Source organism: Caldimonas caldifontis (assembly GCF_002930615.1).
Taxonomy (GTDB): Bacteria; Pseudomonadota; Gammaproteobacteria; order Burkholderiales; family Burkholderiaceae_C; genus Caldimonas; species Caldimonas caldifontis.
The window spans coordinates 22,437-42,866 of the sequence record NZ_PSNX01000005.1 but is presented as its reverse complement, the minus strand read 5'-3'; the positions used below and the strand labels follow the sequence as shown (position 1 = coordinate 42,866).

Genomic DNA, 20,430 nt, shown 5'->3' with positions numbered 1-20,430 from the left:
TCCGTACAATCGCCCGATCCGGAAGCCGCCATGAACACCTCCCAGGAATTCATCCTCACCCTGTCGTGCCAGGACGCCAAGGGCGTCGTCTACGCCGTCTCCGGCCTGCTGTACCAGGCCGGCTGCAACATCCTCGACTCCCAGCAGTTCGGCGACGTGCAAAGCCCCGATGGCACGGGCCTGTTCTTCATGCGGGTGCACTTCGAGGCCCCCGAACACCTGGCCGATGTGGCCACGCTGACCAAGCTCTTTGCCAACGTGCGCCAGCAGTTCGGCATGGACGCGGCCTTCCATGCCCTGTCGCGCAAGCCGCGCGTGCTCATCATGGTGAGCAAGCACGGCCACTGCCTGAACGACCTGCTGTTCCGCCGCCAGTCCGGCCAGTTGCGCATCGAGGTGCCGGCCATCGTCTCCAACCACCCCGATTTCGCCGAGCTGGCCGCCAGCTACGGCGTCCCCTTCCACCACCTGCCTCTGCCCACCGGTGCCTCGGCTGAGGCCAAGCGTGCGCAGGAGCGCCAGGTGGAGCAGCTCATCACCGAGCACGACATCGACCTGGTGGTGCTGGCGCGCTACATGCAGATCCTCAGCCCCGAGTTCTGCGATTTCCTCAAGGGCCGCGCCATCAACATACACCACAGCTTCCTGCCCAGCTTCAAGGGCGCCAAGCCCTACTACCAGGCCCATGACCGCGGTGTGAAGCTGATCGGCGCGACCGCCCACTACGTCACGGCCGACCTCGACGAAGGCCCCATCATCGAGCAGGACGTGGAGCGCGTGGACCACAGCCTCAGCCCGGAGGACTTCACCGCCGTCGGCCGCGACGTCGAATGCGTGGTGCTGGCCCGTGCCGTGCGCTGGCACGTGGAACACCGCGTGCTGCTGAACGGCCACAAGGCCATCGTCTTCAAGTAACCCCAAGGCCCGCCCATGCCCCGCCCGCTCGCGCCCCTGGCTTCGCCCGACGACACCGAAGCCCAGTTCTACGAGGCCCTGCAGCAAGGCGACATCGACAAGCTGATGGCCGTGTGGGCTGACGATGACGAAGTCGTGTGCGTGCATCCGGGCGGGCCTCGCGTGATCGGGCTGGGTGCCATCCGCGCGCAGTTCGAGGCGATGTTCGCCAACGGCAGCATCCAGGCCCAGCCGGAGAAGGTGCGCCGCGTGCACACCCACGACAGCGCCGTGCACAGCGTGGTCGAGCAGGTGCGCGTGATGACCGAAGACGGCCCGCGCTCGGCACATGTGATCGCCACCAACGTCTACGTCAAGACGGCCCAGGGCTGGCGCATGGTCTGCCACCATGCCAGCCCCGGCACCCCGCGCGAGATGCCGGAAATCTCCGAAGCCCCCACCACGCTGCACTGAGGCCATGCTCGACTACCGCGCCCCGCGCTGGCTGGCCGGGTCGGGCCCGGTCGGTGGCAATGCCCAGACGATCTGGCCCGCACTCTTTTCGCGCCGCTTCCTCGGGCCCCGGCCCGTCTATGCACGCGAACGCTGGACCACACCCGATGGCGACTTCATCGACGTCGACCGGCTCGTGCCACCCGCCCCCGGCCTGCCCGACGACGCCCCGTTGCTGGTGCTCTTCCACGGCCTGGAGGGCTCCTCGCGCAGCCACTACGCCGAAGCCTTTGCCCACTGGGCCCATCAGCGCCGCTGGCACTATGCCGTGCCGCACTTCCGTGGTTGTTCGGGCGAACTGAATCTGGCGCCGCGCGCCTACCACTCGGGCGACTTCGAGGAGGTCGGCTGGATCCTGGAACGCTTCCGGGCAGCCCACCGCGGCCCGATGCTTGCCGTGGGCGTCTCCCTGGGCGGCAATGCGCTGCTGCGCTGGGCCGAGGAGGCCGGCGAGACGGCCTCGCGCACCGTGCGCGCCGTGTGTGCCGTGAGTTCCCCCATCGACCTGGCCGCGGGTGGCGCAGCCATCGGTCGCGGGTTCAACCGTCTGGTCTACACGCGCATGTTCCTGCGCACGATGAAGCCCAAGGCCCTGCGCAAGCTGGCCCAGCACCCGGGCCTCTTCGATCGCGAACGCCTGCTTGCCGCGCGCGACCTCTTTGAGTTCGACGACGTCTTCACCGCCCCGCTGCACGGCTTCCGCGACACGCCGGACTACTGGGCGCGCGCCTCGTCCAAGCCCCATCTGCACCACATCCGCATCCCGGCGCTGGTGCTCAACGCCCGCAACGACCCCTTCGTGCCGGCGTCCAGCCTGCCCGGCCCGGCCGATGTGGGCCCTTTCGTGACGCTGTGGCAGCCGGCGCATGGCGGCCATGTGGGCTTTCCTGCCGGTGCGCCACCCGGCCACGTGATGACCCTGCCGCAGGCCGTGGTCGGGTGGCTGCACGCGCAGCTTTGACCGATCATTGACGCATGGACGACATCGTCAAGGCAGCCCTGAAGAAGTGGCCCAACGTACCCGCCTGCCGCGGCTGGCTGGCCCTGGACGCACGCGGCGAGTGGTACATGCGCGACGACCGCATCCAGGCCGCCGGCTCCTTTCCCGCCGTGAAGGGCAGCCGCATCACGCACGACAAGCTGCGCGAGTTCATCCATCGCAACTACGAAGCCGACGAGGCCGGCCAGTGGTACTTCCAGAATGGGCCGCAGCGCGTGTATGTGGAACTCGAGGCCACCCCCTGGGTGTGGCGCGTGCGCTACCGCGGGGCGGGCCAGGCGCCCGAGGTGGTCAGCCACACGGGCCGGAGCGCCGGGGACGTACAGGCCAGTCTGGTGGACGAAGCCGGACGGCTCTATCTCGTCACGGAGCTGGGGCTGGGCATCGTCCATCCCCAGGACATGCACGACGCCGCCGAGGCCATCGAAGGGGGACTGTGGGTGCCCGAGGCGGTCCGCTCGGACGACCTGCCGGCCCGGCACGGCTACGTGCGCAGCCCCCAGGCGGCCCACATGCGGGCATGACCACGCAGGCGTGAAAAAGCCGGCCCGCGGCCGGCTCGTTCAGTCCAGGGAGGCTGGGCTCACTTCGAGGCGGCGGCCTCGGGTGCCGGGGCCTGCGGCTCAGGCAGGCTGCCACCGGAGTTGTTGGTCATGTACACCACTGCACGACCAATCTCCAGATCGCTGAATTCACCACCGCCCTGGGCGCCCATCGCGCCCTTGCCCTTCAGCGCCGAATTCAGCAGGGCTTCGTAGCCGGTGGCCACGCGCGGCGCCCAGGCACCGGCATCGCCGAACTTGGGAGCGCCCGCCACGCCAGCGTCATGGCACACCGCGCACTGGGCTTTGTAGACCTCCTGGCCTGCGCGCAGCACGCGCGGCGCCGAGGCATCACGCAACTCCACGGTGCCGATGGGCTGCAGGCGCGCAGCGACGGCTTCTTCGGAGAACGCCTCACTGCCGGCGGCCGGCTTGTTGCCCGCCACGACGAAATTCACCAGCAGGATGATGCCGATGATCGGCACCAGGAAGGAAAAAAGCACGGCCAGCACCAACTGCTTGGGCGTCTTCACCGGCCCTTCGTGGGGGGCATCGTGTTCGTCGTGGGAGTGTGCTTTGTCGCTCATGTTGGAGAAATCCTCGGCGGGAACCGGTCGTCGACCACTGCGCCAAAAACCTGTCGATTCCCAGCAGCAGCGCAAAACTCGTCGATTATATGCGGAGAGCCCCAGGCGTCCCGGTGCGAGTCTCGCCCGCTGCTAGAATGCGAGCTTTGGCGCCCGTAGCTCAGTGGATAGAGTATTGGCCTCCGAAGCCAAGGGTCGCTGGTTCGATTCCAGCCGGGCGCGCCACGCCTTTCACCCTGCCGCCAGCGTGCGGATCATGCGCGCGTGGTCCCGGCGATACCTCGCCGCCAGCCTTGCCTTGTCGGTCGCCGACAGGATCTTGCCCGAGACCTGGAAGAACTTCTTCTCTTCCTCGCGCAGATGGTGGTGCACCTCCTCCGAGAGCTTGCGTGCCTGCGTCAGCCAGGCCTCGCCCTTCACATCGAGCCTGGCCAGGGCTTCCACACACTCATCGATCCGATGGTGCTCGGCCAGCGCGTGCCGCGAGGGCTCCAGGCCCATGTCGTCCATCAGGATGGGCGCATAGAGAAAACGTTCTTCGGCCGCCGCGTGCGCGGCCAGTTCCATGCGCAGTTCGTCGAACAAGGCCTGGCGTGTCTCGGGATCCTTGGCGCGCAGCAGGCGACGGCACAGGGACCGCTGGGCTTCATGGCTTTCGCGCAAGGCGCGGTAGATGTTGTCGGTCATCAGCACTCACTCCTGGACATGGCATGTCGCGCATGTTGACGCCACGGCATCGGCCTGGCTGTCGGCCACACGCCCGCCCCGCGTCAGACCACCCCTACAAGCGCCGTGACGCCTGAACGGGTTTGCCCTGACGGGACGCTCGGCCTCGGCTGTCTGAGTTCTGCGCGATGGCATGATGCCTTCATGCGTCAGTTCATCCAGCGCTGGATCCCCACCGAAGACACCTTGCGCGCGCACCCCTCGCTGCGCTGGATGGGCCCCTTGCTGCGCCGGCCGTGGCTGTGGCATCTCAGTCGGCGGCGCGTGGCGCTGGGAGCCGGGCTCGGGGTCTTCTTCGGCTTCCTGATCCCGGTGCTGCAGATCCTCGGTGCCGCGATCTTTGCGGTGCTGCTGCGCGCCAACCTGCCGGTCGCGGCAGCGGCCACGCTGGTGTCCAACCCGCTCACCTACGCGCCCATCTTCGTGCTGGCCTACCGCACCGGGGCGGCGATGCTGGGTGAGGCGGTCGAACCCGGCAAGGCCGAAGCCCTGGTCGAGGCGGCCGACGCCGACGACGACCGCTCCTGGATCGACCGTGCCAAAGCCATCGGCAAGCCGCTGTTCCTCGGGCTGGCAGTGTTCGCCGTGGTCGGGGGGCTTCTGGCCTGGGCGGTCGTCCACGTCCTGTGGACCCTGGCCGTGTGGCTGCGACGTCGCCGGGGCGCTCACCGGCGCCGGCCGCCACCGAACGCTGCCCCGTGAGACACCGGTCACGGACCAAGGGTCTCAAGGCGGGGTGGACCGGGGCCATGGGTTCCGATGGAACGCACCCTGCGTTACCCTTGGTGCCCATGTCAGCGACGCCCCTCCCTCTGACGCGCCGCTCCCACCCGCGCGCTTGGCTGCCCGTCGTGGCCATGGCCCTGGCCGTGCTGGCCGGCTGCTCCTCGGCCCCGCGTGGTGGTGGCTACTACCAGAATGACGGGCCGGGCAGCCGCCCGGCCTCCGAACTGGACCGAGTCCCGGACGCCGTGCCCCGCATCGAACCCCTGGCCAGCGGGCCCAACCGTCCATACGCGGTGCGCGGGCGCAGCTACACCCCCCAGACAGCCGACCGCGCCTACCGACAGCGCGGCCTGGCCTCGTGGTACGGCCGTCAGTTCCATGGCCGGCCCACGGCCAGTGGCGAGCCCTACGACATGTACGCGATGACGGCCGCACATCCGACGCTGCCCATCCCCAGCTATGTGCGCGTGCGCCACCTGGGCAATGGCCGCGAGGTGATCGTGAGGGTGAACGACCGCGGCCCCTTCGTCAGCGGGCGCATCATCGACCTGAGCTACGCCGCCGCCCACCGGCTGGGCTACATCGCGCAGGGTCATGCGGAGGTGGAGATCGAGCGCATCACCCATGAGGAGATCCGGGCCGGACGCTGGCAGCGCGAGGCCGCGCCGACGCCCGAGCCCATCCTCGTGCGCACCACGCCGCCGCCGGCCGCGAGTGCCGGTGGCTACTGGGTGCAGCTTGGTGCCTTCCGCCAGCGCGACGGCGCCGAGAGCTTCATGGGCCAGGTGGGCTCCCAGGTCGAGTGGCTGGCACCGCTGCTGACCATCTTCACCGAGGCCTCGCTGCATCGCCTGCAGGCGGGGCCCTATGCGAGCCGCACCGAGGCCAGTGCTGCGGCACAGCGCATCCGCGACGCACTGCAGCTCGTGCCCACCGTGGTGGAACGTTGACTCAGACGCTGCCTCCCCCGGTGGCGCGCAAGGCCAGCGCACGCTCGTAGAGGGCGTTGCGTGGCACACCGGTGTGCTCGGCCAGCAGGGCCACGGCCTGCTTGAGCGGCAGGGCCTGGATCAGCGCGCGCAGCAGGGGCTCGGCACGCGCCAGGCCGTCGTCATCGCCTGCGTGCAGCGGCGCATGCAGCACCAGCACGAATTCGCCCTTGCGCCGGTGCGCGTCGGCGGCCAGCCAGTTTGGTAAGGCCTGTGTCGTCAGTGTGACGATGGTTTCGAACTGCTTCGTCAGCTCACGCGCCACCGTGAGCGTGCGGTCCGGGCAGGCCTGCGCCAGAGCGCGGGCCAGGGCCTCGATGCGGTGGGGCGACTCGAAGAGGACCTGGCTCATCGGCCGCGCCGCAACCGTGCGCAGGGCTTCGTCGAGTTCGCGCGGCTTCGTGGGAAGGAAGCCGACGAAGCAGAAGCCGCCCGCATGGGTGTCGCCCGCCACGCTCAGGGCCGCGGTGGCGCTGCTGGCGCCCGGGATGGGAACCACGCCCGCGCCGGCCTCCCGCACGGCTGCCACCAGGCGCGCCCCAGGGTCGGACACGGCCGGCGTGCCGGCGTCGCTCACATAGGCCACACGTTCGCCCCGCTGCAGCCGGACGATCACCCCCTGCGCCGCTTCACGCTCGTTGTGCTCGTGCACGGCCAGCAGGGGCTTGTCGATGCCGAAATGGCGCAGCAAGGGGGTGGTGTGGCGCGTATCCTCGCAGGCGATGGCGTCCACGCCATGCAGCACATGCAGGGCCCGCAGGCTCAGGTCGGCCAGATTGCCGATGGGGGTGGCCACGACGTACAGTGCGCCCGCCGGCAGATGCTGGGCACCGGCGGCACGGGCTGCCGCCTCGCGCCACAACGCGGCATCGGAAGCCAGGGAGGAAGGGGAGGACGGTGTGTTCACGACCAAGCACAAAGGAGATGCCGCCGAGCAGCGGGCCCTCACGCATCTGGAAGAGGCCGGGCTGAGGCTCGTCGAGCGCAATTATCGGGTGGCGCGCGGCCCCAGGGCGCGCGCCGGCGAAGTGGACCTCATCATGCGCGAACGGGATGGGACGCTGGTCTTCGTGGAGGTGCGCGAGCGCGCCAGCGCCGACCACGGGGGCGCGGCGGCCAGCATCACCGCGGCCAAGCGGCGGTCCATCATCCTGGCGGCGCGGCATTACCTGCTGCGACTGGGGTCGCCGCCGCCTTGCCGCTTCGATGTGGTGGCCATCGATGCCGGTCGGCTGCGCTGGCTCAAGGCGGCCTTCGACGCCTCGTGACCCTCGGTCAACGCCTGGACACCGAGGCCCGTTTGTCCTTCGACGTTGGAACCTTCTGACCCCTCGGGGGCTCCATGTCGCTGACTTATCATGCCGCCCATGCTTGAACAACGCATCCAGCAGCAGTTCTTCGAAAGTGCCGACCTCAAGTACCAGAGCGCTGACCAGCTCGCGCGCCCGATCGCCGAAGCGGCCCAGGCCATCGTGGGGTGCCTCACCGCGGGTGGCAAGGTGCTGAGCTGCGGCAACGGTGGCTCGGCGGGCAATGCCCAGCATGTGGCTTCGCTGCTGGTGGGGCGGTTCGAACGCGAACGCCCCGGCCTGGCCGCACTGGCCCTGGGCGCCGATGCCACGCACTACGGCGGCTTCGGGGTCGACCCCGCACAGATCTTTGCCAAGCAGGTCCAGGCCCTGGGTCAGCCGGGTGACGTGCTGCTCGCCCTGTCGGCCAGCGGCAGTTCGGCCACGGTGCTGGCCGCTGTGCAGGCCGCACACGACAGGGACATGACCGTCGTCGCCCTCACCGGCAAGGGCGGCGGCAAGCTCAAGGATCTGCTGGCGGAAACCGACGTCCACATCGCCGTCCCCCATGAGCGCCAGGCCCGGGTGCAGGAGGTCCACCTGCTGGCCCTGCACTGCCTGTGCGATGCGGTGGACACCCATTTGCTTGGAGAACAGGATCAGCCATGAAGTCGTCTCACTTCCCCCATCGGGCGCTGCGCCCCCTTGCCACCGTGGTGGCCGCTGCCAGCCTGGCCGTGGCGCTGTCGGCCTGCGCCCCGCTGCTGGTGGGCGGTGCCGTGGTGGGCACCGTGATGGTGGCCAGCGACCGCCGCAGCTCGGGCGCCCAGATCGATGACCAGGCCATCGAGCTGAAGTCCATGAACCGCATCCGCGACGCCTTCAATGAACAGCGGGTGCACGTCAATGTGACCAGCTACAACCGCATGGTGCTGCTCACCGGCGAAGTGGGCAGCGAAGACGACAAGCAGCGGGTCGAACGCATCGTGGCCGGCGTGGACAACGTGCGATCCATCGTGAACGACCTGGCCGTGATGGGCGTCAGTTCGCTCACATCCCGCTCGAACGACGTCATCCTGGGCGGCAAGGTGAAGGCCACCCTGGTCGATGCGCGCGACATCCAGGCCCAGGCCGTGAAGGTCATTTCTGAACGCGGCACCGTCTACCTGATGGGGCGCGTGACCGAGCGCGAGGCCAAGCGTGCCGCCGAGCTGGCGCGCAGCGTCAGCGGTGTGGCCAAGGTGGTGACGGTGTTCGAGCTGATCACCGAAGAGGAACTGGCCCGCCTGCAGCCCAACCGGCCCTCGCCGACGGGCGCTGCACCGAGCCAGTGAGTCACTTCAGGCGGCGGATCAGGCTGGACGTGTCCCAGCGGCCGCCGCCCATGGACTGCACGTCCCCGTAGAACTGGTCCACGAGAGCCGTGACCGGCAGACGGGCGCCGTTGCGGCGCGCCTCTTCCAGGCACAGCCCGAGGTCCTTGCGCATCCAGTCCACGGCAAAGCCGAAGTCGAAGCGGTCTTCCACCATCGTGGGGCCGCGGTTGTCCATCTGCCAGCTCTGGGCGGCCCCTTTGCCGATGACCTCGAGCACGGCCTTCATGTCCAGGCCTGCACGTTGACCGAAGGCGATGGCCTCGGACAGGCCTTGCACCAGGCCGGCAATCGCGATCTGGTTCACCATCTTGGCCAGCTGGCCCGCGCCCTGCTCGCCCAGCAGGGTGACGGCCTTGGCAAAGGCCATGGCCACGGGCTGGGCCTTGGCGAAGGCGGCGGCCGGTCCGCCGCACATCACGGTGAGCACCCCGTTGAGGGCGCCCAGGTTGCCACCGGACACCGGCGCATCGATGAAAGCCAGGCCACGGGCCTCGGCCTGCGCGCCCAGCTCGCGCGCCACCTCGGCCGAAGCCGTGGTGTGGTCCATGAAGATCGCCCCGGGCTTCATGCCCGCGAAGGCGCCCTGATCACCCAGCACCACCGAACGCAGGTCATCATCATTGCCGACGCAGGCAAAGACGATGTCGGCGCCCTGGGCGGCCTCGCGCGGCGTGGGCGCGCTGGCACCGCCGTGCTCGGCCACCCACTGCTGGGCCTTGGCCGCCGTGCGGTTGTACACGGTGACGCGGTGCCCGGCGCGAGACAGGTGCCCGGCCATGGGGTAACCCATCACGCCCAGGCCCAGAAAGGCCACCGTGTGGGGGGCAATGGGGGCGTAGGTCTTGGAACTGCTCATGCTCAGACGATGGTCAGGTGTTCGGTGCCCGCGGCGAGGTCGGCGTTGCGGGCGCGGTTGCTGTTGAGCTTGATCTGCAGCCTCAGGTCGTTGACCGAGTCGGCATTGCGCAGCGCATCCTCGTAGGTGACGGTGTTGCTCTCATACAGATCGAAGAGCGACTGGTCGAAGGTCTGCATGCCCAGTTCGCGGCTCTTCTTCATGATCTCCTTGATCTCGGCGACCTCACCCTTGAAGATGAGTTCCGATATCAAGGGGGTGTTGAGCAGGATCTCCACCGCGGCAGCGCGGCCCTTGCCTTCCTGGCGAGGCAGCAGGCGCTGCGAGACCATGGCCTTGAGGTTGAGCGACAGGTCCATCAGCAGCTGAGCGCGGCGCTCCTCGGGGAAGAAGTTGATGATGCGGTCCAGGGCCTGGTTGGAGCTGTTGGCGTGCAGCGTGGCCATGCACAGGTGGCCGGTCTCGGCGAAGGCCACGGCATGCTCCATGGTCTCGCGGTCGCGGATCTCGCCCATCAGGATCACGTCGGGCGCCTGGCGCAGCGTGTTCTTCAGCGCCTGCTCCCAGCCGTCGGTGTCCAGGCCCACCTCACGCTGGGTGACGATGCAGTTCTTGTGCGGATGCACGAACTCCACCGGATCCTCGATGGTGATGATGTGGCCGTAGGAGTTCTCGTTGCGGTGGTCGACCATCGCCGCCAGCGTGGTGCTCTTGCCCGAGCCGGTGGCGCCCACCATGATGACCAGCCCGCGCTTGGTCATGGCCACTTCCTTGAGGATGTAGGGCAGGCCCAGACTGTCGATGGTGGGCAGGGTCTGGGGAATGACGCGCAGCACCAGGCCCACCTGGCCCTGTTGCACGAAGGCGTTCACGCGGAAGCGGCCGATGCCCTGCGGGGCGACGGCGAAATTGCACTCCTTCGTGCGCTCGAACTCGGCTGCCTGCTTGTCGTTCATGATGGCGCGCGCCAGGGCCATGGTGTGCTGGCCCGTGAGGGGCTGAGGCGACACCTTGGTGACCTTGCCATCGACCTTGATGGCCGGCGGAAACTCCGCCGTGAGGAACAGGTCGGACCCATTGCGCGCCACCATCAGGCGCAACAGGTCGTTGACGAACTTCGAGGCTTGATCTCTTTCCATGGATGCTCCCTCAGCCGCGTGACAGCAGCGCACTCAGGCGTGCGCTGACCTGTCGCAGGCGCAATGACAGACGACGCGCGAGCGAGGCCAGCAAGGCCAGACCCAGTCGCGGTTCCTGCATGATCATCTCGTCGAGGCCCTGGGCGTCGACCACCGCGAGGACACAGGGCGTGAGCGTGGTGCAGGCCGAAAAGCGCGCGCCAGCATCGAGCAGGGACATTTCGCCAAGCATGTCGCCGGGCCGGGCCTCGGCCAGGCGGGCGCGGGCACCCCAGGGCTGGATGCGGTCGACGGCGATGCTGCCCTCCAGCACGATGAGCATGTAGTCGCCCTGCTCGTCCTGCCCGATGATTTCCTGGTTGGCCGGCACCTCGACGAAGCTGAGGTACTGGCTCATGCGCTCGAGGTCGGCCGGGCTCAAAGAAGCCACATAGCGGTCCACGCCCCACAGCCGGGCGAATTTCTCGGCGCCCTGGGCACGGTCGTAGTCGCGCGCGCCGATCTGGACCGCCCGCTCGCGCCAGGACGCATGGGCCTGCTGGTCGTCACGGTCCTGGAACATGGTGGAGAAGAAGCGCGAATCGTCCTCAGGCGCACCGCCTGCGTCCTCCGGTGCGGCGCTGGCCACGCCTTTGAGCTTGTCGATGAACTTCTTCATGGTGAGGAGCCCTGTCGCCTGCCGGGTGCGTCCGGCGTGTCAGCCAGGGAAGTTCTCGGGGAACTTGGCCTTGGCGCGCGCCTCGGCGGGCGAGATCACGTTGCGCCGCACCAGATCGGTCAGGCACTGGTCGAGCGTCATCATGCCCATGCTGTTGCCCGTCTGGATCGCCGAGTACATCTGAGCGATCTTGTTTTCCCGGATGAGGTTGCGGATGGCCGAGGTGCCCAGCATGATCTCGTGCGCGGCCACGCGGCCGGAGCCGTCCTTGAGCTTGCACAGCGTCTGCGAGATCACCGCCACGAGCGACTCCGACAGCATGGCGCGCACCATGTCCTTCTCGGCGGCCGGGAAAACGTCGACGATGCGGTCGATGGTCTTGGCCGCACTCGACGTGTGCAGCGTGCCGAACACCAGGTGACCGGTTTCCGCCGCCGTGAGCGCGAGACGGATCGTCTCCAGGTCACGCATCTCGCCCACGAGGATGGCGTCCGGGTCTTCACGCAGGGCCGAGCGCAGTGCGTTGTTGAAGCTCAGCGTGTGCGGACCGACCTCGCGCTGATTGACCAGGCACTTCTTCGACTCGTGCACGAATTCGATCGGGTCCTCGACCGTCAGGATGTGTCCGTACTCGTTCTCGTTCAGATGATTCACCATGCCGGCCAGCGTGGTGGACTTGCCGGACCCGGTGGGGCCGGTCACGAGGATGAGACCTCGGGGCTTGAGCGACAACTCCGCGAACACCTTGGGCGCGTTGAGCTGTTCGAGGGTGAGGATCTTCGAGGGGATGGTCCGGAACACGGCGCCGGCGCCACGGTTCTGGTTGAAGGCGTTGACGCGAAAGCGCGCCAGGCCCTGGATCTCGAAGGAAAAATCGCACTCGAGCGTCTCTTCGTAGGCCTTGCGCTGGGCGTCGTTCATGATGTCGTACACCATGTCGTGCACCTGCTTGTGCTCGAGCGGGTCGACATTGATGCGTCGCACGTCGCCGTGCACACGGATCATGGGCGGCAAGCCGGCGGACAGGTGAAGATCCGATGCCTTGTTCTTGACCGAGAACGCCAGCAGTTGCGTGATGTCCATGTCCCCTCTGGGCCCCCGTGTGGTTGTGCGCTGTGCATGCGCCTGTGAAGACAGCGGCGTTGTGCCTTAAGCTCGTGCCATTATGGCGACGATCCCCGAGAACATACAACAAGTGAGGGACCGCATCGCGGCGGCCTGTGCAAGCGCGCAACGCGACGTGCAAAGTGTCACGCTGCTGGCGGTCAGCAAGACCTTCGGGCCTGACGCAGTGCGACAGGCACTGGCAGCAGGCCAGAGCCGCTTCGGCGAGAACTATGTGCAAGAAGCGCTCGACAAGATCGCCGCCCTGTCCGATGCGCGGGCGCGGCTGGAATGGCACCTGATCGGACCGCTGCAGAGCAACAAGACACGCCCCGTGGCCGAGCACTTCGACTGGGTGCATTCGGTGGACCGGCTGAAGATCGCGCAGCGCCTGTCCGATCAGCGCCCCGCACACCTGCCGCCCCTGCAGGTGTGCCTGCAGGTGAACATCAGCGGCGAGGCCAGCAAAAGCGGACTGGCACCAGCCGACGTGCCGGCAGTGGCCCAGGCCGTGGCCCGCCTGCCGGGCCTGCGGCTGCGCGGCCTGATGGCCATTCCCGAACCCGCGGGCGACCGGGAGGCTCAGCGCCGGCCGCACCGCGCGCTGCGCGAGCTGCTCGTTCGGCTGCAGGCGCGGGGCCTGGACGTGGACACGCTGTCCATGGGCATGAGCGCCGACCTGGAGGCGGCCATCCTCGAAGGCGCCACGATCGTGCGTGTGGGCACGGCCATCTTCGGCCAGCGCTGATCAGATGGGCAGGCGCGCCGTGTTCTTCACTTCTTCCATGACGGCATAGGTGTGCGTCTCGCGCACACCGGGCAGCGACCACACCACCGTGCCGATCAGTTCACGGTAGGCCTGCATGTCGGCCACGCGGGTCTTGATGAGGTAGTCGAAGCCGCCAGCCACCAGATGGCACTCGAGGATCTCGGGCCGCGTCTGCACGGCCGCCTTGAAGGCATTCATCACATCGGGCGTGGTGCGATCGAGCACCACCTCCACGAAGACCATCATGCCCGCACCCAGCAGGTGCGGGTTCAGCCTCGCCTCGTAGCCCAGGATGTAGCCGTCGCGTGTGAGGCGCTTGACGCGCTCCAGCACCGCCGTGGGCGACAGATGCACCGCCTCGGCCAGCTTGAGGTTGGCGATGCGGCCGTCTTCCTGCAGGATGCGCAGGATCTTGCGGTCGATCTTGTCGAGGCTGCGCGGGCTGTCGTCGTCGGGTTTCATGCGGGAGATTCGGCGGCGCGACCGCCCTGGGATGGTGAATCATCCTAAGGATTTCCCGGCATACTAGCAAGGGATTCAGCCAAGAGCGTTGCAGAGGAGTCACCATGCCCCACCCCATCCACACCCGTTGGATCGAACTGCCGCAGGGCGCGGGCGCCTCGCAGGCGGCCTACCTGGCCCTGCCGCCGGGCGGCTCGGGGCCGGGGCTGCTGCTGTACCAGGAGATCTTCGGCGTCAACGAGCACATCCGCGTGGTGGCCGAGCAGTACGCCCTGGCGGGCTTCGTGGTGTTGGCCCCTGATGTCTTCTGGCGCCAGGCCCCGCGGGTCGAGCTGGGCTACGAGGGCGCCGACATGCAGCGCGCGCGTGAACTGATGAACGGCATGGACCGCCAGCACCTGCTGGCCGACATCGCCCTGCATGTGGGTGCGCTGCGCCAGCGGCCCGAGGTGAGGGACAAGGTGGCCGCCCTCGGCTATTGCATGGGCGGGCGCCTGGCCTACCTCGCCGCAGCCACCACCGACGTGGATGCGGCTGTGGGCTACTACGGCGGCGGCATCCAGGACCAGCTCGACCTGGCCTCGCGCATCCGCTGCCCGCTGATGCTGCACTATGGCGAAACCGACAGCCACATCCCGCTGCAGGCCGTGGACCGGGTGCGGCAGGCGCTCACCGCGTCGGGGTCGGAAGTGTTCGTCTACCCCGGCGCCGGGCACGGCTTCAACTGCTGGGCACGTGCGTCCTACCATGCGCCATCGGCTGCCTTGGCCCACGCCCGCAGCCTGCACCTGCTGGCCACCTCCCTGTTCTGATCTGATCCGGACCCTGCATGAACTCCTCCTCCCCCACCCTCGCTTTCATTGGCGGCGGCAACATGGCCCAGGCCATCCTCGGCGGCCTGATCCGCGCCGGCCACCCGCCCGACCGGTTGCTCGTCGTAGAGCCCTGGGCCGAGCAGCGCGAACGCCTGCAGCGCGCCTTCGGCCTCACGCCCCTGTCTGCCGCCGGTGCCGAGCTGGCACGCGCCGACACCGTGGTGTGGGCCGTGAAGCCCCAACTGTTCAGGGAAGCGGCCGCCCCTTGCGCAGCGCACGTGGGTGGCGCCCTGCACCTGAGCGTGATGGCCGGCATTCGCACCGATGCCCTGGTGCAGGCCACCGGCAGCGCCCGGGTGGTGCGCGCCATGCCCAACACCCCGGCCCTGATCGGCCAGGGCATTGCCGGCCTGTACGCCCGACCGGAGGTCAACACGGCCGAACGCCGCACGGTCGAGGCACTGCTGACCCCCACGGGCGCGAGCCTGTGGGTTGACCGTGAGGCCGACCTCGATGCCGTCACGGCGCTGTCCGGATCCGGTCCGGCTTATGTCTTCTACTTCGTGGAGGCGATGATGGTCGCCGCCCAGGACATGGGCCTGAGTGCGGAGCAGGGCAAGCTGCTGGCGCTGGCCACGTTCGCCGGCGCCGCGGAGCTGGCACGCCGATCGGACGACCCACCTTCGGTGCTGCGCGAGCGTGTCACCTCCAAGGGGGGCACCACCCATGCGGCGCTGCAGTCGTTGCAGGCCGACGGTGTGGCCGAGGCCTTCGTGCGCGCGCTCAAGGCCGCCCAGCAGCGCGCGCGCGAGCTGGGCGACGAGTTCGGCGGCTGATCAGCCCCGCTTCTTCAGCAGCGCGTACAGCAGGATCGCACCGAAGGTGGCGGTCCCGATGCCACCCAGGGCGAAGTCGCCGATCTTCAGCGTGAAGTCGCCCGTGCCCAGCACCAGGGTGATGGCGGCCACGATGAGGTTGGTGTTGTCGGAGAAGTCAACCTTGTTGTCGACCCAGATCTTGGCGCCGGCCACCGCGATCAGGCCGAAGACCACGATGGACACACCGCCCATCACGGCCAGCGGCACGGCCTGGATCAACGCACCGAACTTGGGGCTGAAGCCCAGCAGGATGGCGATCAGCGCCGCCACCACGAAAATGGCCGTCGAGTAGATCTTGGTGGCCGCCATCACGCCGATGTTCTCGGCGTAGGTGGTGACGCCCGTGCCGCCCGAGGCACCGCTGACCATCGTGGCGATGCCATCCCCCACGAAGGCGCGGCCCATGTAGGGGTTCATGTCGCGGCCGGTCATCGCGCTGACCGCCTTGATGTGCCCGAGGTTCTCGGCCACCAGGATCACCGCCACCGGGGCGATCAGCAAGATGGCGTTGAGCTCGAACACCGGTGCCGCGAACCCTGGCATCCCGAACCAGGGCGCATTGGCGATGCCCGACAGGTCGAGTGGCTTGCCCAGGCCGAACCCGTTGGTGAGGATCGCGTAGATGATGGACGCGACGATCAGGCCCACCAGGATGAGCAGGCGTTGCACCATGCCGCGTGTGAACACGGCCACCAGGCCCACGCTCACGAAGGTGAGGGCCTGCATCCAGGCGTCGAAGGGCGTGGGCGCCATGTTCTTCACCGGGATGTGGGCGAGGTTCAGGCCGATCACGGCCACCACCGCGCCAGTGACCACCGGAGGCATGAATCGCTCGATCCAGCCCGTGCCTGCCCCCATCACGATGAATCCGATGATGGCGTAGACCAGACCACAGACGACGATGCCCCCCAGGGCCACGCCCAGGTTGGCGTTCGCGCCGCTGCCCGCATAACCGCTGGCGGCGATCACCACGCCGATGAAGGCAAAGCTCGAGCCCAGGTAGCTCGGCACCCGCCCGCCCACGATGAAGAAGAAGATCAGCGTGCCGATGCCGCTCATCAGGATGGCGACGTTGGGGTCGAAGCCCATCAGCAGCGGCGCCAGCACCGTGGCGCCGAACATCGCCACGACGTGCTGGATGCCCATCGCGATGGTCTGGGGCCAGGGCAGACGTTCGTCGGGCGCGACCACGTCATGCGTGGTCTCGCGCCACTGGGGAAAGAGGCTCATGGAAGGAAGCTCCGTGTTGTTGGTTTTGCAGCCGGGCCATGTGCAGCACGACCGTGCGGGAGTGTAGGAGCAGCAAGCATGCCAAGGCCAGCGCCCCGCCGCGGTGCAGCACAAAAAAAGACGCCTGCCATGCAGCGCACGGCAGGCGGTGGACTCCGTTAAGGAAAGGCGGCCGAGGCTCTCGCTCTCTCTGACCCCGGCCGCCCCCTCTTCCCCCGACGTCCCAGGAAAACGATGTGCTCAGCGGCGACCCAGCTTCAGCGTGAGCTGCGCCGGTTCGGACCGCGATTGAAGCACCTGGTACTGACGCAACCCGCTGGACTCGGTTGGCGCTCGCATCGTGGCGGGCTGCACGGCACGTGGGGCCGGAGCAGTCGCCAGGCGATCCGCCACGTGCCGGGCCAGCACGTTGGACGCAATGGAAGCAACACTGGCGCGGATCATGATTTCGTCAGCCACTGGCTGGGTGCAAAGTCAGTGCACAGAAAGGCCGGGGCACTGGGCACCGGCTTGCCCAGGCGGGCCAGCGCAAGGCTGGGCCAGCTCTGCGAGGGCGAGGCCTCGCCCTGCAGGGGCGTCAGGCGCAGCATGGAGGACAGGCCGCCCGGACGACGTGGCGCCAGGGCCGACGGCGACTGGCCGCGGCCACGGCGCGCGATTTCACCGGACTGGGACCGGCTCGCCGGACGGCGCTTGAAACTGAGCAAGGCCATGGTGGGCTTCCGTTGGACTGCGATGTCGTTCACATCGCAGCTTTCGTGCCAACCCCCATGACGTAACGAAATATGGCCGGCCGTGCACTGCAGACCTCGGTCCGTGCCCTGGACCACGCTGTGGCAACGGTGAGCCGCCCCGGCCGCCCCAACCGATTGACAAGAAATGTCACCCAGCGGCCTGATGGGGTACAGCTTGTGTCAGCCGCGTCGCCGTAGGCCCTGGACGAAGGCCACCACCTCCTGCACCACGGCGTCCTCCTGTAGCAGGCGGCGATGGCCCAGCCCGGAAGTGAGCATCAACCTGACCTGGCCGAGCTGGGCGGCCCATTGGTCTGCCTCCTGGACAGGAACCGTCAGGTCGTCGCGGTCGTGTACCACCAGACAGGGCTGACGCACCCGCGGGGCCACGTGTCGCGGCTCCATCTGTTCGAAGACGATGCCCTCCCTGGATTCGATGTGCGCCACCATCTCCCGACGGGTCGCCTCCGACAGGCCAAAGGCCTGGGCATAGTCCCGGGTGACCTGCACCAGGCTGGCCGGAGAGCCCAGCGTCACCACCCCGTCGGCGCGCAAGCCGCGGCTGGCCGCAAAGCTGCGCGCGGTGGCGGTGGCGGCCGGCGCCTCACTCATGGCGATCTCCCACGCAGCGGGCGACGCCGACGCGGTCGAGAGGCCCCAGTTCCAGCGAGAAGTCTTCATTGCACCGTGGCAGTCGGCTCCATAGCTGGAAGACCATCCAGCCCAACCGCAAAGCCAAGGCCACCCCCAAGGACAGCAGAACGATCAACATCTCGGACTCCTTTTCGCACGATCGTGCGATGTTTTGCCAAAAGACAGCGCCTCGTGGGCGCCTTGGGATCCGCTCAGGCGGGATGAGCCTCCTGAGGCAGGGGAACCGGGCCGCGGTAATCGTCAATCAGGCGCTGATAGGCCCGCCAAGCACGCTCGGCGGCCCGTTCGTCGCGCAGGAACCGGGCGTCGCGCATCAAGGCGATAAACAACCCATCGAGCTCGAAGACCAGCTGCTCGACGTCGGTGTCGGCGCTCAGATGGCCGGCCTCGACGGCTTGCAACACCGATCGGCGCAGCGTGCCGCGCCAGCGCATCACGCCGTCCAGCAGCAAGTCGCGCAACGGCCCGTCGCGGTCGTCAAACTCGAAAGCACCCGCGCAGTAGATGCAGCCGTGGCGGAATTCCACCTCGCGCGCCCGCTGCAGCCACAGACGCATCACGGCGTTGAGCCGGGGCAGCCCGCGAGGCTCGCGCATTGCGGGCACGAACACCTCCTGCACGAAACGCCGGTCATATTCCTCGATCACCGCCGCCTGCAGGGCCTCGCGCGACCCCACCCGCGAGAACACCCCGCTCTTCGACAAGCCCAGCCGCTTGGCCACCTCGCCGATGGTGAGGCTCTCCAGGCCGTCCTGCGCCGCCATCAGCAAGGCGGTGTCGAGGATGGCGGCGCGCGTGAGCTCGCTGCGGCTGGTTTTGGCTTCCATGGCTACAGCTTAGCACGATCGTGCGAAACATCAAGGCTGCGCCAGATCCCGCCAGGTCAGGCCCTGCGGCTGCGGCCCGCACGGGAAGTGCGGCGGATCGGGCTGCTCGCACACTGCCAGGAAGTCGCGGCCCAGCCGGTGCCGGAACTCGCGCAGGCGGTGCACCACGTAAAGGGCCCGGTCGTCCTCGCCACGTTCGTGCAAGGCCTTGGCATAGGCGATCATCAGGCGGGCGTCGATCAGATGCCGTAGCGGCCGCTCGAACCGCTCGAACACCTCCGACGGCCGCGGCGCCGTGGTCACGGCGGCATAGTCGGCATGCACGGCGAACCAGTGGCTGCCCTGACCGATGCGGATGCGCTCAGCGAGTGAGGCCCGCCCCGCCTCGCCCGAGGGCGTGAAGATCTGCACCACCCGCTGGTAGTCCACCATGGCATGCAGCGAGCCGGCCACCATCAGGCCACCCGCGACCGGGAGCAGCCAGCGCGTCCACGCCGGCGCAGGAGCGGATGCACTGGGCCGTGGCGGCGCCCCCAGCCCGACAAAGAGCCCCAGCGCAAAGGCTGCCGGCAGCAGGAAGTAGGCGTACCACAGCGGATACTCCAGCAGGCTGTGCCAGCCCAGCACCGCCAGCATCATCAGCGCCGCCCGCGCGGCGAGGCCCGCCTCCCCCGGCAGCGACAAGGCACCGCGCGCGCGCCACAACACCCAGGCCAGCCCGCCCAGCAGGGCCAGCGCGGCCGGGACGCCCAGCTCCACCATCAACTGCAGCACCAGGTTGTGGCTGTGATCGAAGAAGGCCACCGGCCGATCGGGGAAAGGCGTGAAGGTCCAGGCCGCATTGAAGTTCCCCCAGCCCACCCCCGTCCACGGGTGCGCCCCGATCAGCGCCAGCGTGTTCGACCAGATCGCAAAGCGCGAACTGCTGATGTCTCCCCCACTCTCGAGCCGCGCCTCGCCGAAGTAGGCCGTGCCGCCCACCTCCCCCCAGGCCCACAGCCCCAGCCACCACCCCACCGCCACCACCGGCGCCGCCCAGAACAGGCGCCGCGCCCAGCCGGGCAAACCGCGGTCGACTGCAGCCCACAACGCCAGCCCCACCAAACCCAGCATCCCGGTGCGCGAACTGCTGAGCGCCACGCCCAGCGTCAATGCCGCCATCGCCGCCCAGGCCCAGCGCCGGCGGGCTTCCGACGCCACCAGCGGCAGCACGCACAGGCCCAGGAGCATCAGCGAGGCGAGGTGGTTGGGCTGGCGCAGGTTGCCAAAGGCCCGGCCGGGGGTGGTGGGCTTGGCGATCCAGGTGCCGTCGGCGAGGGTGGGGGTGAAGTACTGTGCCAGTGCGATGGCGACGGACAACAATGCAGCCAGCAACAGGCCAAGGCTTACAGCATGGATTGCTGGAGTTACCCGCAATTCACGCCACCTCGTCCCGGCAAGCCAACCCCATGCGCAAACCACAACAGCTGCAATGACCACCAGGAGAACGTGGAACCCGTCCGTCACCGCGATAACAGCCAGGACCGCCACTGCAATTGCAGTAAGGACGCCGGCAAATGCAGAGAGACGCCATCCGGGTACGAGCATCACAGCACCCCAGCCCGCCAATGCAAGGGCGTTGTTGTAGAGCGAGGAGATGGGCGTGTGCGTGAGGCCGATGCA

Annotated in this window: 27 protein-coding genes and 1 tRNA gene; 13 read left to right on the top strand and 15 right to left on the bottom strand. The window is 68.3% G+C overall.

Annotation, left to right across the window (positions count from 1 at the left end; translation table 11 throughout):
* Positions 1 to 30 precede the first annotated feature (30 nt).
* From purU to C1704_RS07250, 4 genes are read left to right on the top strand one after another with little or no spacing between them, the layout of a single operon-like run.
* Positions 31 to 915, top strand: coding sequence for a formyltetrahydrofolate deformylase (gene purU, locus C1704_RS07265; protein WP_104302070.1), 885 nt, complete (start codon positions 31 to 33; stop codon positions 913 to 915).
* A 15-nt stretch (positions 916 to 930) separates the two neighbouring features.
* A complete protein-coding gene (locus C1704_RS07260; RefSeq protein ID WP_104302069.1) occupies positions 931 to 1,368 on the top strand; it encodes a YybH family protein in 438 nt (145 codons plus the stop codon).
* 4 nt (positions 1,369 to 1,372) lie between these two features.
* On the top strand, positions 1,373 to 2,368 hold the full coding sequence (locus C1704_RS07255) for a YheT family hydrolase (protein ID WP_104302068.1): 996 nt from the start codon (positions 1,373 to 1,375) through the stop codon (positions 2,366 to 2,368).
* Positions 2,369 to 2,382: 14 nt separating this feature from the next.
* The gene (locus tag C1704_RS07250) at positions 2,383 to 2,931 is read left to right on the top strand and encodes a DUF2946 family protein (RefSeq protein ID WP_104302067.1); all 549 of its coding nucleotides are present in this window, start codon (positions 2,383 to 2,385) and stop codon (positions 2,929 to 2,931) included.
* 59 nt (positions 2,932 to 2,990) lie between these two features.
* Here C1704_RS07250 and C1704_RS07245 read toward each other — a convergent pair whose 3' ends face one another.
* The gene (locus C1704_RS07245; protein WP_104302066.1) at positions 2,991 to 3,536 is read right to left on the bottom strand and encodes a c-type cytochrome; all 546 of its coding nucleotides are present in this window, start codon (positions 3,534 to 3,536) and stop codon (positions 2,991 to 2,993) included.
* 149 nt (positions 3,537 to 3,685) lie between these two features.
* On the opposite strand from C1704_RS07245, the gene C1704_RS07240 reads away from it, so the two are divergent.
* Positions 3,686 to 3,761: transfer RNA gene (locus tag C1704_RS07240), tRNA-Arg, on the top strand.
* 6 nt (positions 3,762 to 3,767) lie between these two features.
* Here the strand turns inward: C1704_RS07240 and C1704_RS07235 are convergent.
* A complete protein-coding gene (locus C1704_RS07235) occupies positions 3,768 to 4,223 on the bottom strand; it encodes a hemerythrin domain-containing protein (protein ID WP_104302065.1) in 456 nt (151 codons plus the stop codon).
* Between the two features lie 183 nt (positions 4,224 to 4,406).
* On the opposite strand from C1704_RS07235, the gene C1704_RS07230 reads away from it, so the two are divergent.
* Both C1704_RS07230 and C1704_RS07225 read left to right on the top strand, forming a co-directional pair.
* Entirely contained in the window at positions 4,407 to 4,964 is a 558-nt protein-coding gene (locus C1704_RS07230) for a DUF2062 domain-containing protein (RefSeq protein ID WP_104302064.1), read from the top strand.
* Positions 4,965 to 5,053: 89 nt separating this feature from the next.
* On the top strand, positions 5,054 to 5,938 hold the full coding sequence (locus C1704_RS07225; protein WP_104302063.1) for a septal ring lytic transglycosylase RlpA family protein: 885 nt from the start codon (positions 5,054 to 5,056) through the stop codon (positions 5,936 to 5,938).
* 1 nt (position 5,939) lies between these two features.
* On the opposite strand, the gene rsmI is transcribed toward C1704_RS07225, so the two are convergent.
* Positions 5,940 to 6,884 (bottom strand): 16S rRNA (cytidine(1402)-2'-O)-methyltransferase, encoded by a 945-nt coding sequence (gene rsmI, locus C1704_RS07220; protein WP_245876414.1) that lies wholly within the window; start codon positions 6,882 to 6,884, stop codon positions 5,940 to 5,942.
* Here rsmI and C1704_RS07215 point away from each other — a divergent pair.
* The 3 genes from C1704_RS07215 (at position 6,877) to C1704_RS07205 (ending at position 8,600) form a co-directional block, all read left to right on the top strand.
* Positions 6,877 to 7,245 carry a YraN family protein gene (locus C1704_RS07215; RefSeq protein ID WP_245876413.1) on the top strand — a complete coding sequence of 123 codons (369 nt, stop codon included), beginning with the start codon at positions 6,877 to 6,879 and terminating at the stop codon, positions 7,243 to 7,245. The genes rsmI and C1704_RS07215 overlap by 8 nt on opposite strands.
* Before the next feature lie 99 nt (positions 7,246 to 7,344).
* A complete protein-coding gene (locus tag C1704_RS07210) occupies positions 7,345 to 7,935 on the top strand; it encodes an SIS domain-containing protein (protein ID WP_104302061.1) in 591 nt (196 codons plus the stop codon).
* Complete coding sequence (locus tag C1704_RS07205) at positions 7,932 to 8,600, top strand: BON domain-containing protein (RefSeq protein ID WP_104302060.1); 669 nt, start codon at positions 7,932 to 7,934, stop codon at positions 8,598 to 8,600. Before C1704_RS07210 ends, C1704_RS07205 begins: the two co-directional genes overlap by 4 nt.
* A gap of 1 nt (position 8,601) precedes the next feature.
* Here the strand turns inward: C1704_RS07205 and C1704_RS07200 are convergent, their stop codons facing one another.
* Genes C1704_RS07200 through C1704_RS07185 form a run of 4 tightly spaced genes read right to left on the bottom strand, consistent with a single transcriptional unit; the run spans position 8,602 to position 12,378 of the window.
* Positions 8,602 to 9,498 (bottom strand): NAD(P)-dependent oxidoreductase, encoded by an 897-nt coding sequence (locus tag C1704_RS07200; RefSeq protein WP_104302059.1) that lies wholly within the window; start codon positions 9,496 to 9,498, stop codon positions 8,602 to 8,604.
* 2 nt (positions 9,499 to 9,500) lie between these two features.
* On the bottom strand, positions 9,501 to 10,637 hold the full coding sequence (locus C1704_RS07195) for a PilT/PilU family type 4a pilus ATPase (protein ID WP_104302058.1): 1,137 nt from the start codon (positions 10,635 to 10,637) through the stop codon (positions 9,501 to 9,503).
* 10 nt (positions 10,638 to 10,647) lie between these two features.
* Positions 10,648 to 11,295 carry a cyclic nucleotide-binding domain-containing protein gene (locus C1704_RS07190; RefSeq protein ID WP_104302057.1) on the bottom strand — a complete coding sequence of 216 codons (648 nt, stop codon included), beginning with the start codon at positions 11,293 to 11,295 and terminating at the stop codon, positions 10,648 to 10,650.
* 39 nt (positions 11,296 to 11,334) lie between these two features.
* Positions 11,335 to 12,378, bottom strand: a complete 1,044-nt coding sequence (locus C1704_RS07185; RefSeq protein WP_104302056.1) for a type IV pilus twitching motility protein PilT — start codon at positions 12,376 to 12,378, stop codon at positions 11,335 to 11,337.
* Between the two features lie 82 nt (positions 12,379 to 12,460).
* On the opposite strand from C1704_RS07185, the gene C1704_RS07180 reads away from it, so the two are divergent.
* Complete coding sequence (locus C1704_RS07180; protein WP_104302055.1) at positions 12,461 to 13,147, top strand: YggS family pyridoxal phosphate-dependent enzyme; 687 nt, start codon at positions 12,461 to 12,463, stop codon at positions 13,145 to 13,147.
* Here C1704_RS07180 and C1704_RS07175 read toward each other — a convergent pair whose 3' ends face one another.
* Complete coding sequence (locus tag C1704_RS07175) at positions 13,148 to 13,630, bottom strand: Lrp/AsnC ligand binding domain-containing protein (RefSeq protein WP_104302054.1); 483 nt, start codon at positions 13,628 to 13,630, stop codon at positions 13,148 to 13,150. It lies immediately after the preceding gene.
* 104 nt (positions 13,631 to 13,734) lie between these two features.
* On the opposite strand from C1704_RS07175, the gene C1704_RS07170 reads away from it, so the two are divergent.
* Complete coding sequence (locus tag C1704_RS07170; protein ID WP_104302053.1) at positions 13,735 to 14,442, top strand: dienelactone hydrolase family protein; 708 nt, start codon at positions 13,735 to 13,737, stop codon at positions 14,440 to 14,442.
* Positions 14,443 to 14,459: 17 nt separating this feature from the next.
* Positions 14,460 to 15,281 (top strand): pyrroline-5-carboxylate reductase, encoded by an 822-nt coding sequence (proC, locus tag C1704_RS07165; protein ID WP_104302052.1) that lies wholly within the window; start codon positions 14,460 to 14,462, stop codon positions 15,279 to 15,281.
* Here proC and C1704_RS07160 read toward each other — a convergent pair whose 3' ends face one another.
* The 7 genes from C1704_RS07160 to C1704_RS07135 all read right to left on the bottom strand — a co-directional run bounded on the left by C1704_RS07160 (position 15,282) and on the right by C1704_RS07135 (position 20,127).
* Entirely contained in the window at positions 15,282 to 16,553 is a 1,272-nt protein-coding gene (locus C1704_RS07160; RefSeq protein WP_104302051.1) for a solute carrier family 23 protein, read from the bottom strand.
* 240 nt (positions 16,554 to 16,793) lie between these two features.
* The gene (locus tag C1704_RS07155; protein WP_104302050.1) at positions 16,794 to 16,997 is read right to left on the bottom strand and encodes a hypothetical protein; all 204 of its coding nucleotides are present in this window, start codon (positions 16,995 to 16,997) and stop codon (positions 16,794 to 16,796) included.
* Positions 16,994 to 17,266: a hypothetical protein gene (locus C1704_RS07150; RefSeq protein ID WP_104302049.1), complete on the bottom strand. Its 273-nt coding sequence runs from the start codon at positions 17,264 to 17,266 to the stop codon at positions 16,994 to 16,996. Before C1704_RS07150 ends, C1704_RS07155 begins: the two co-directional genes overlap by 4 nt.
* A gap of 201 nt (positions 17,267 to 17,467) precedes the next feature.
* Entirely contained in the window at positions 17,468 to 17,899 is a 432-nt protein-coding gene (locus tag C1704_RS07145; RefSeq protein WP_104302048.1) for an alpha/beta hydrolase family protein, read from the bottom strand.
* Positions 17,892 to 18,059, bottom strand: a complete 168-nt coding sequence (locus C1704_RS17565) for a hypothetical protein (RefSeq protein ID WP_170064645.1) — start codon at positions 18,057 to 18,059, stop codon at positions 17,892 to 17,894. The genes C1704_RS07145 and C1704_RS17565 overlap by 8 nt, the downstream gene beginning before the upstream one ends.
* A 73-nt stretch (positions 18,060 to 18,132) precedes the next feature.
* Positions 18,133 to 18,768: a TetR/AcrR family transcriptional regulator gene (locus C1704_RS07140; protein WP_104302047.1), complete on the bottom strand. Its 636-nt coding sequence runs from the start codon at positions 18,766 to 18,768 to the stop codon at positions 18,133 to 18,135.
* A gap of 30 nt (positions 18,769 to 18,798) precedes the next feature.
* Positions 18,799 to 20,127, bottom strand: coding sequence for a PglL family O-oligosaccharyltransferase (locus tag C1704_RS07135; protein WP_170064644.1), 1,329 nt, complete (start codon positions 20,125 to 20,127; stop codon positions 18,799 to 18,801).
* Between the last annotated feature and the right edge of the window lie 303 nt (positions 20,128 to 20,430).

Coding starts and splice junctions, on each gene's coding strand:
- purU (WP_104302070.1), top strand. CDS start 31: ATGAACACCTCCCAGGAATTCATCCTCACCCTGTCGTGCCAGGACGCC.
- C1704_RS07260 (WP_104302069.1), top strand. CDS start 931: ATGCCCCGCCCGCTCGCGCCCCTGGCTTCGCCCGACGACACCGAAGCC.
- C1704_RS07255 (WP_104302068.1), top strand. CDS start 1,373: ATGCTCGACTACCGCGCCCCGCGCTGGCTGGCCGGGTCGGGCCCGGTC.
- C1704_RS07250 (WP_104302067.1), top strand. CDS start 2,383: ATGGACGACATCGTCAAGGCAGCCCTGAAGAAGTGGCCCAACGTACCC.
- C1704_RS07245 (WP_104302066.1), bottom strand. CDS start 3,536: ATGAGCGACAAAGCACACTCCCACGACGAACACGATGCCCCCCACGAA.
- C1704_RS07235 (WP_104302065.1), bottom strand. CDS start 4,223: ATGACCGACAACATCTACCGCGCCTTGCGCGAAAGCCATGAAGCCCAG.
- C1704_RS07230 (WP_104302064.1), top strand. CDS start 4,407: ATGCGTCAGTTCATCCAGCGCTGGATCCCCACCGAAGACACCTTGCGC.
- C1704_RS07225 (WP_104302063.1), top strand. CDS start 5,054: ATGTCAGCGACGCCCCTCCCTCTGACGCGCCGCTCCCACCCGCGCGCT.
- C1704_RS07210 (WP_104302061.1), top strand. CDS start 7,345: ATGCTTGAACAACGCATCCAGCAGCAGTTCTTCGAAAGTGCCGACCTC.
- C1704_RS07205 (WP_104302060.1), top strand. CDS start 7,932: ATGAAGTCGTCTCACTTCCCCCATCGGGCGCTGCGCCCCCTTGCCACC.
- C1704_RS07200 (WP_104302059.1), bottom strand. CDS start 9,498: ATGAGCAGTTCCAAGACCTACGCCCCCATTGCCCCCCACACGGTGGCC.
- C1704_RS07195 (WP_104302058.1), bottom strand. CDS start 10,637: ATGGAAAGAGATCAAGCCTCGAAGTTCGTCAACGACCTGTTGCGCCTG.
- C1704_RS07190 (WP_104302057.1), bottom strand. CDS start 11,295: ATGAAGAAGTTCATCGACAAGCTCAAAGGCGTGGCCAGCGCCGCACCG.
- C1704_RS07185 (WP_104302056.1), bottom strand. CDS start 12,378: ATGGACATCACGCAACTGCTGGCGTTCTCGGTCAAGAACAAGGCATCG.
- C1704_RS07180 (WP_104302055.1), top strand. CDS start 12,461: ATGGCGACGATCCCCGAGAACATACAACAAGTGAGGGACCGCATCGCG.
- C1704_RS07175 (WP_104302054.1), bottom strand. CDS start 13,630: ATGAAACCCGACGACGACAGCCCGCGCAGCCTCGACAAGATCGACCGC.
- C1704_RS07170 (WP_104302053.1), top strand. CDS start 13,735: ATGCCCCACCCCATCCACACCCGTTGGATCGAACTGCCGCAGGGCGCG.
- proC (WP_104302052.1), top strand. CDS start 14,460: ATGAACTCCTCCTCCCCCACCCTCGCTTTCATTGGCGGCGGCAACATG.
- C1704_RS07160 (WP_104302051.1), bottom strand. CDS start 16,553: ATGAGCCTCTTTCCCCAGTGGCGCGAGACCACGCATGACGTGGTCGCG.
- C1704_RS07155 (WP_104302050.1), bottom strand. CDS start 16,997: ATGATCCGCGCCAGTGTTGCTTCCATTGCGTCCAACGTGCTGGCCCGG.
- C1704_RS07150 (WP_104302049.1), bottom strand. CDS start 17,266: ATGGCCTTGCTCAGTTTCAAGCGCCGTCCGGCGAGCCGGTCCCAGTCC.
- C1704_RS07145 (WP_104302048.1), bottom strand. CDS start 17,899: ATGAGTGAGGCGCCGGCCGCCACCGCCACCGCGCGCAGCTTTGCGGCC.
- C1704_RS17565 (WP_170064645.1), bottom strand. CDS start 18,059: ATGTTGATCGTTCTGCTGTCCTTGGGGGTGGCCTTGGCTTTGCGGTTG.
- C1704_RS07140 (WP_104302047.1), bottom strand. CDS start 18,768: ATGGAAGCCAAAACCAGCCGCAGCGAGCTCACGCGCGCCGCCATCCTC.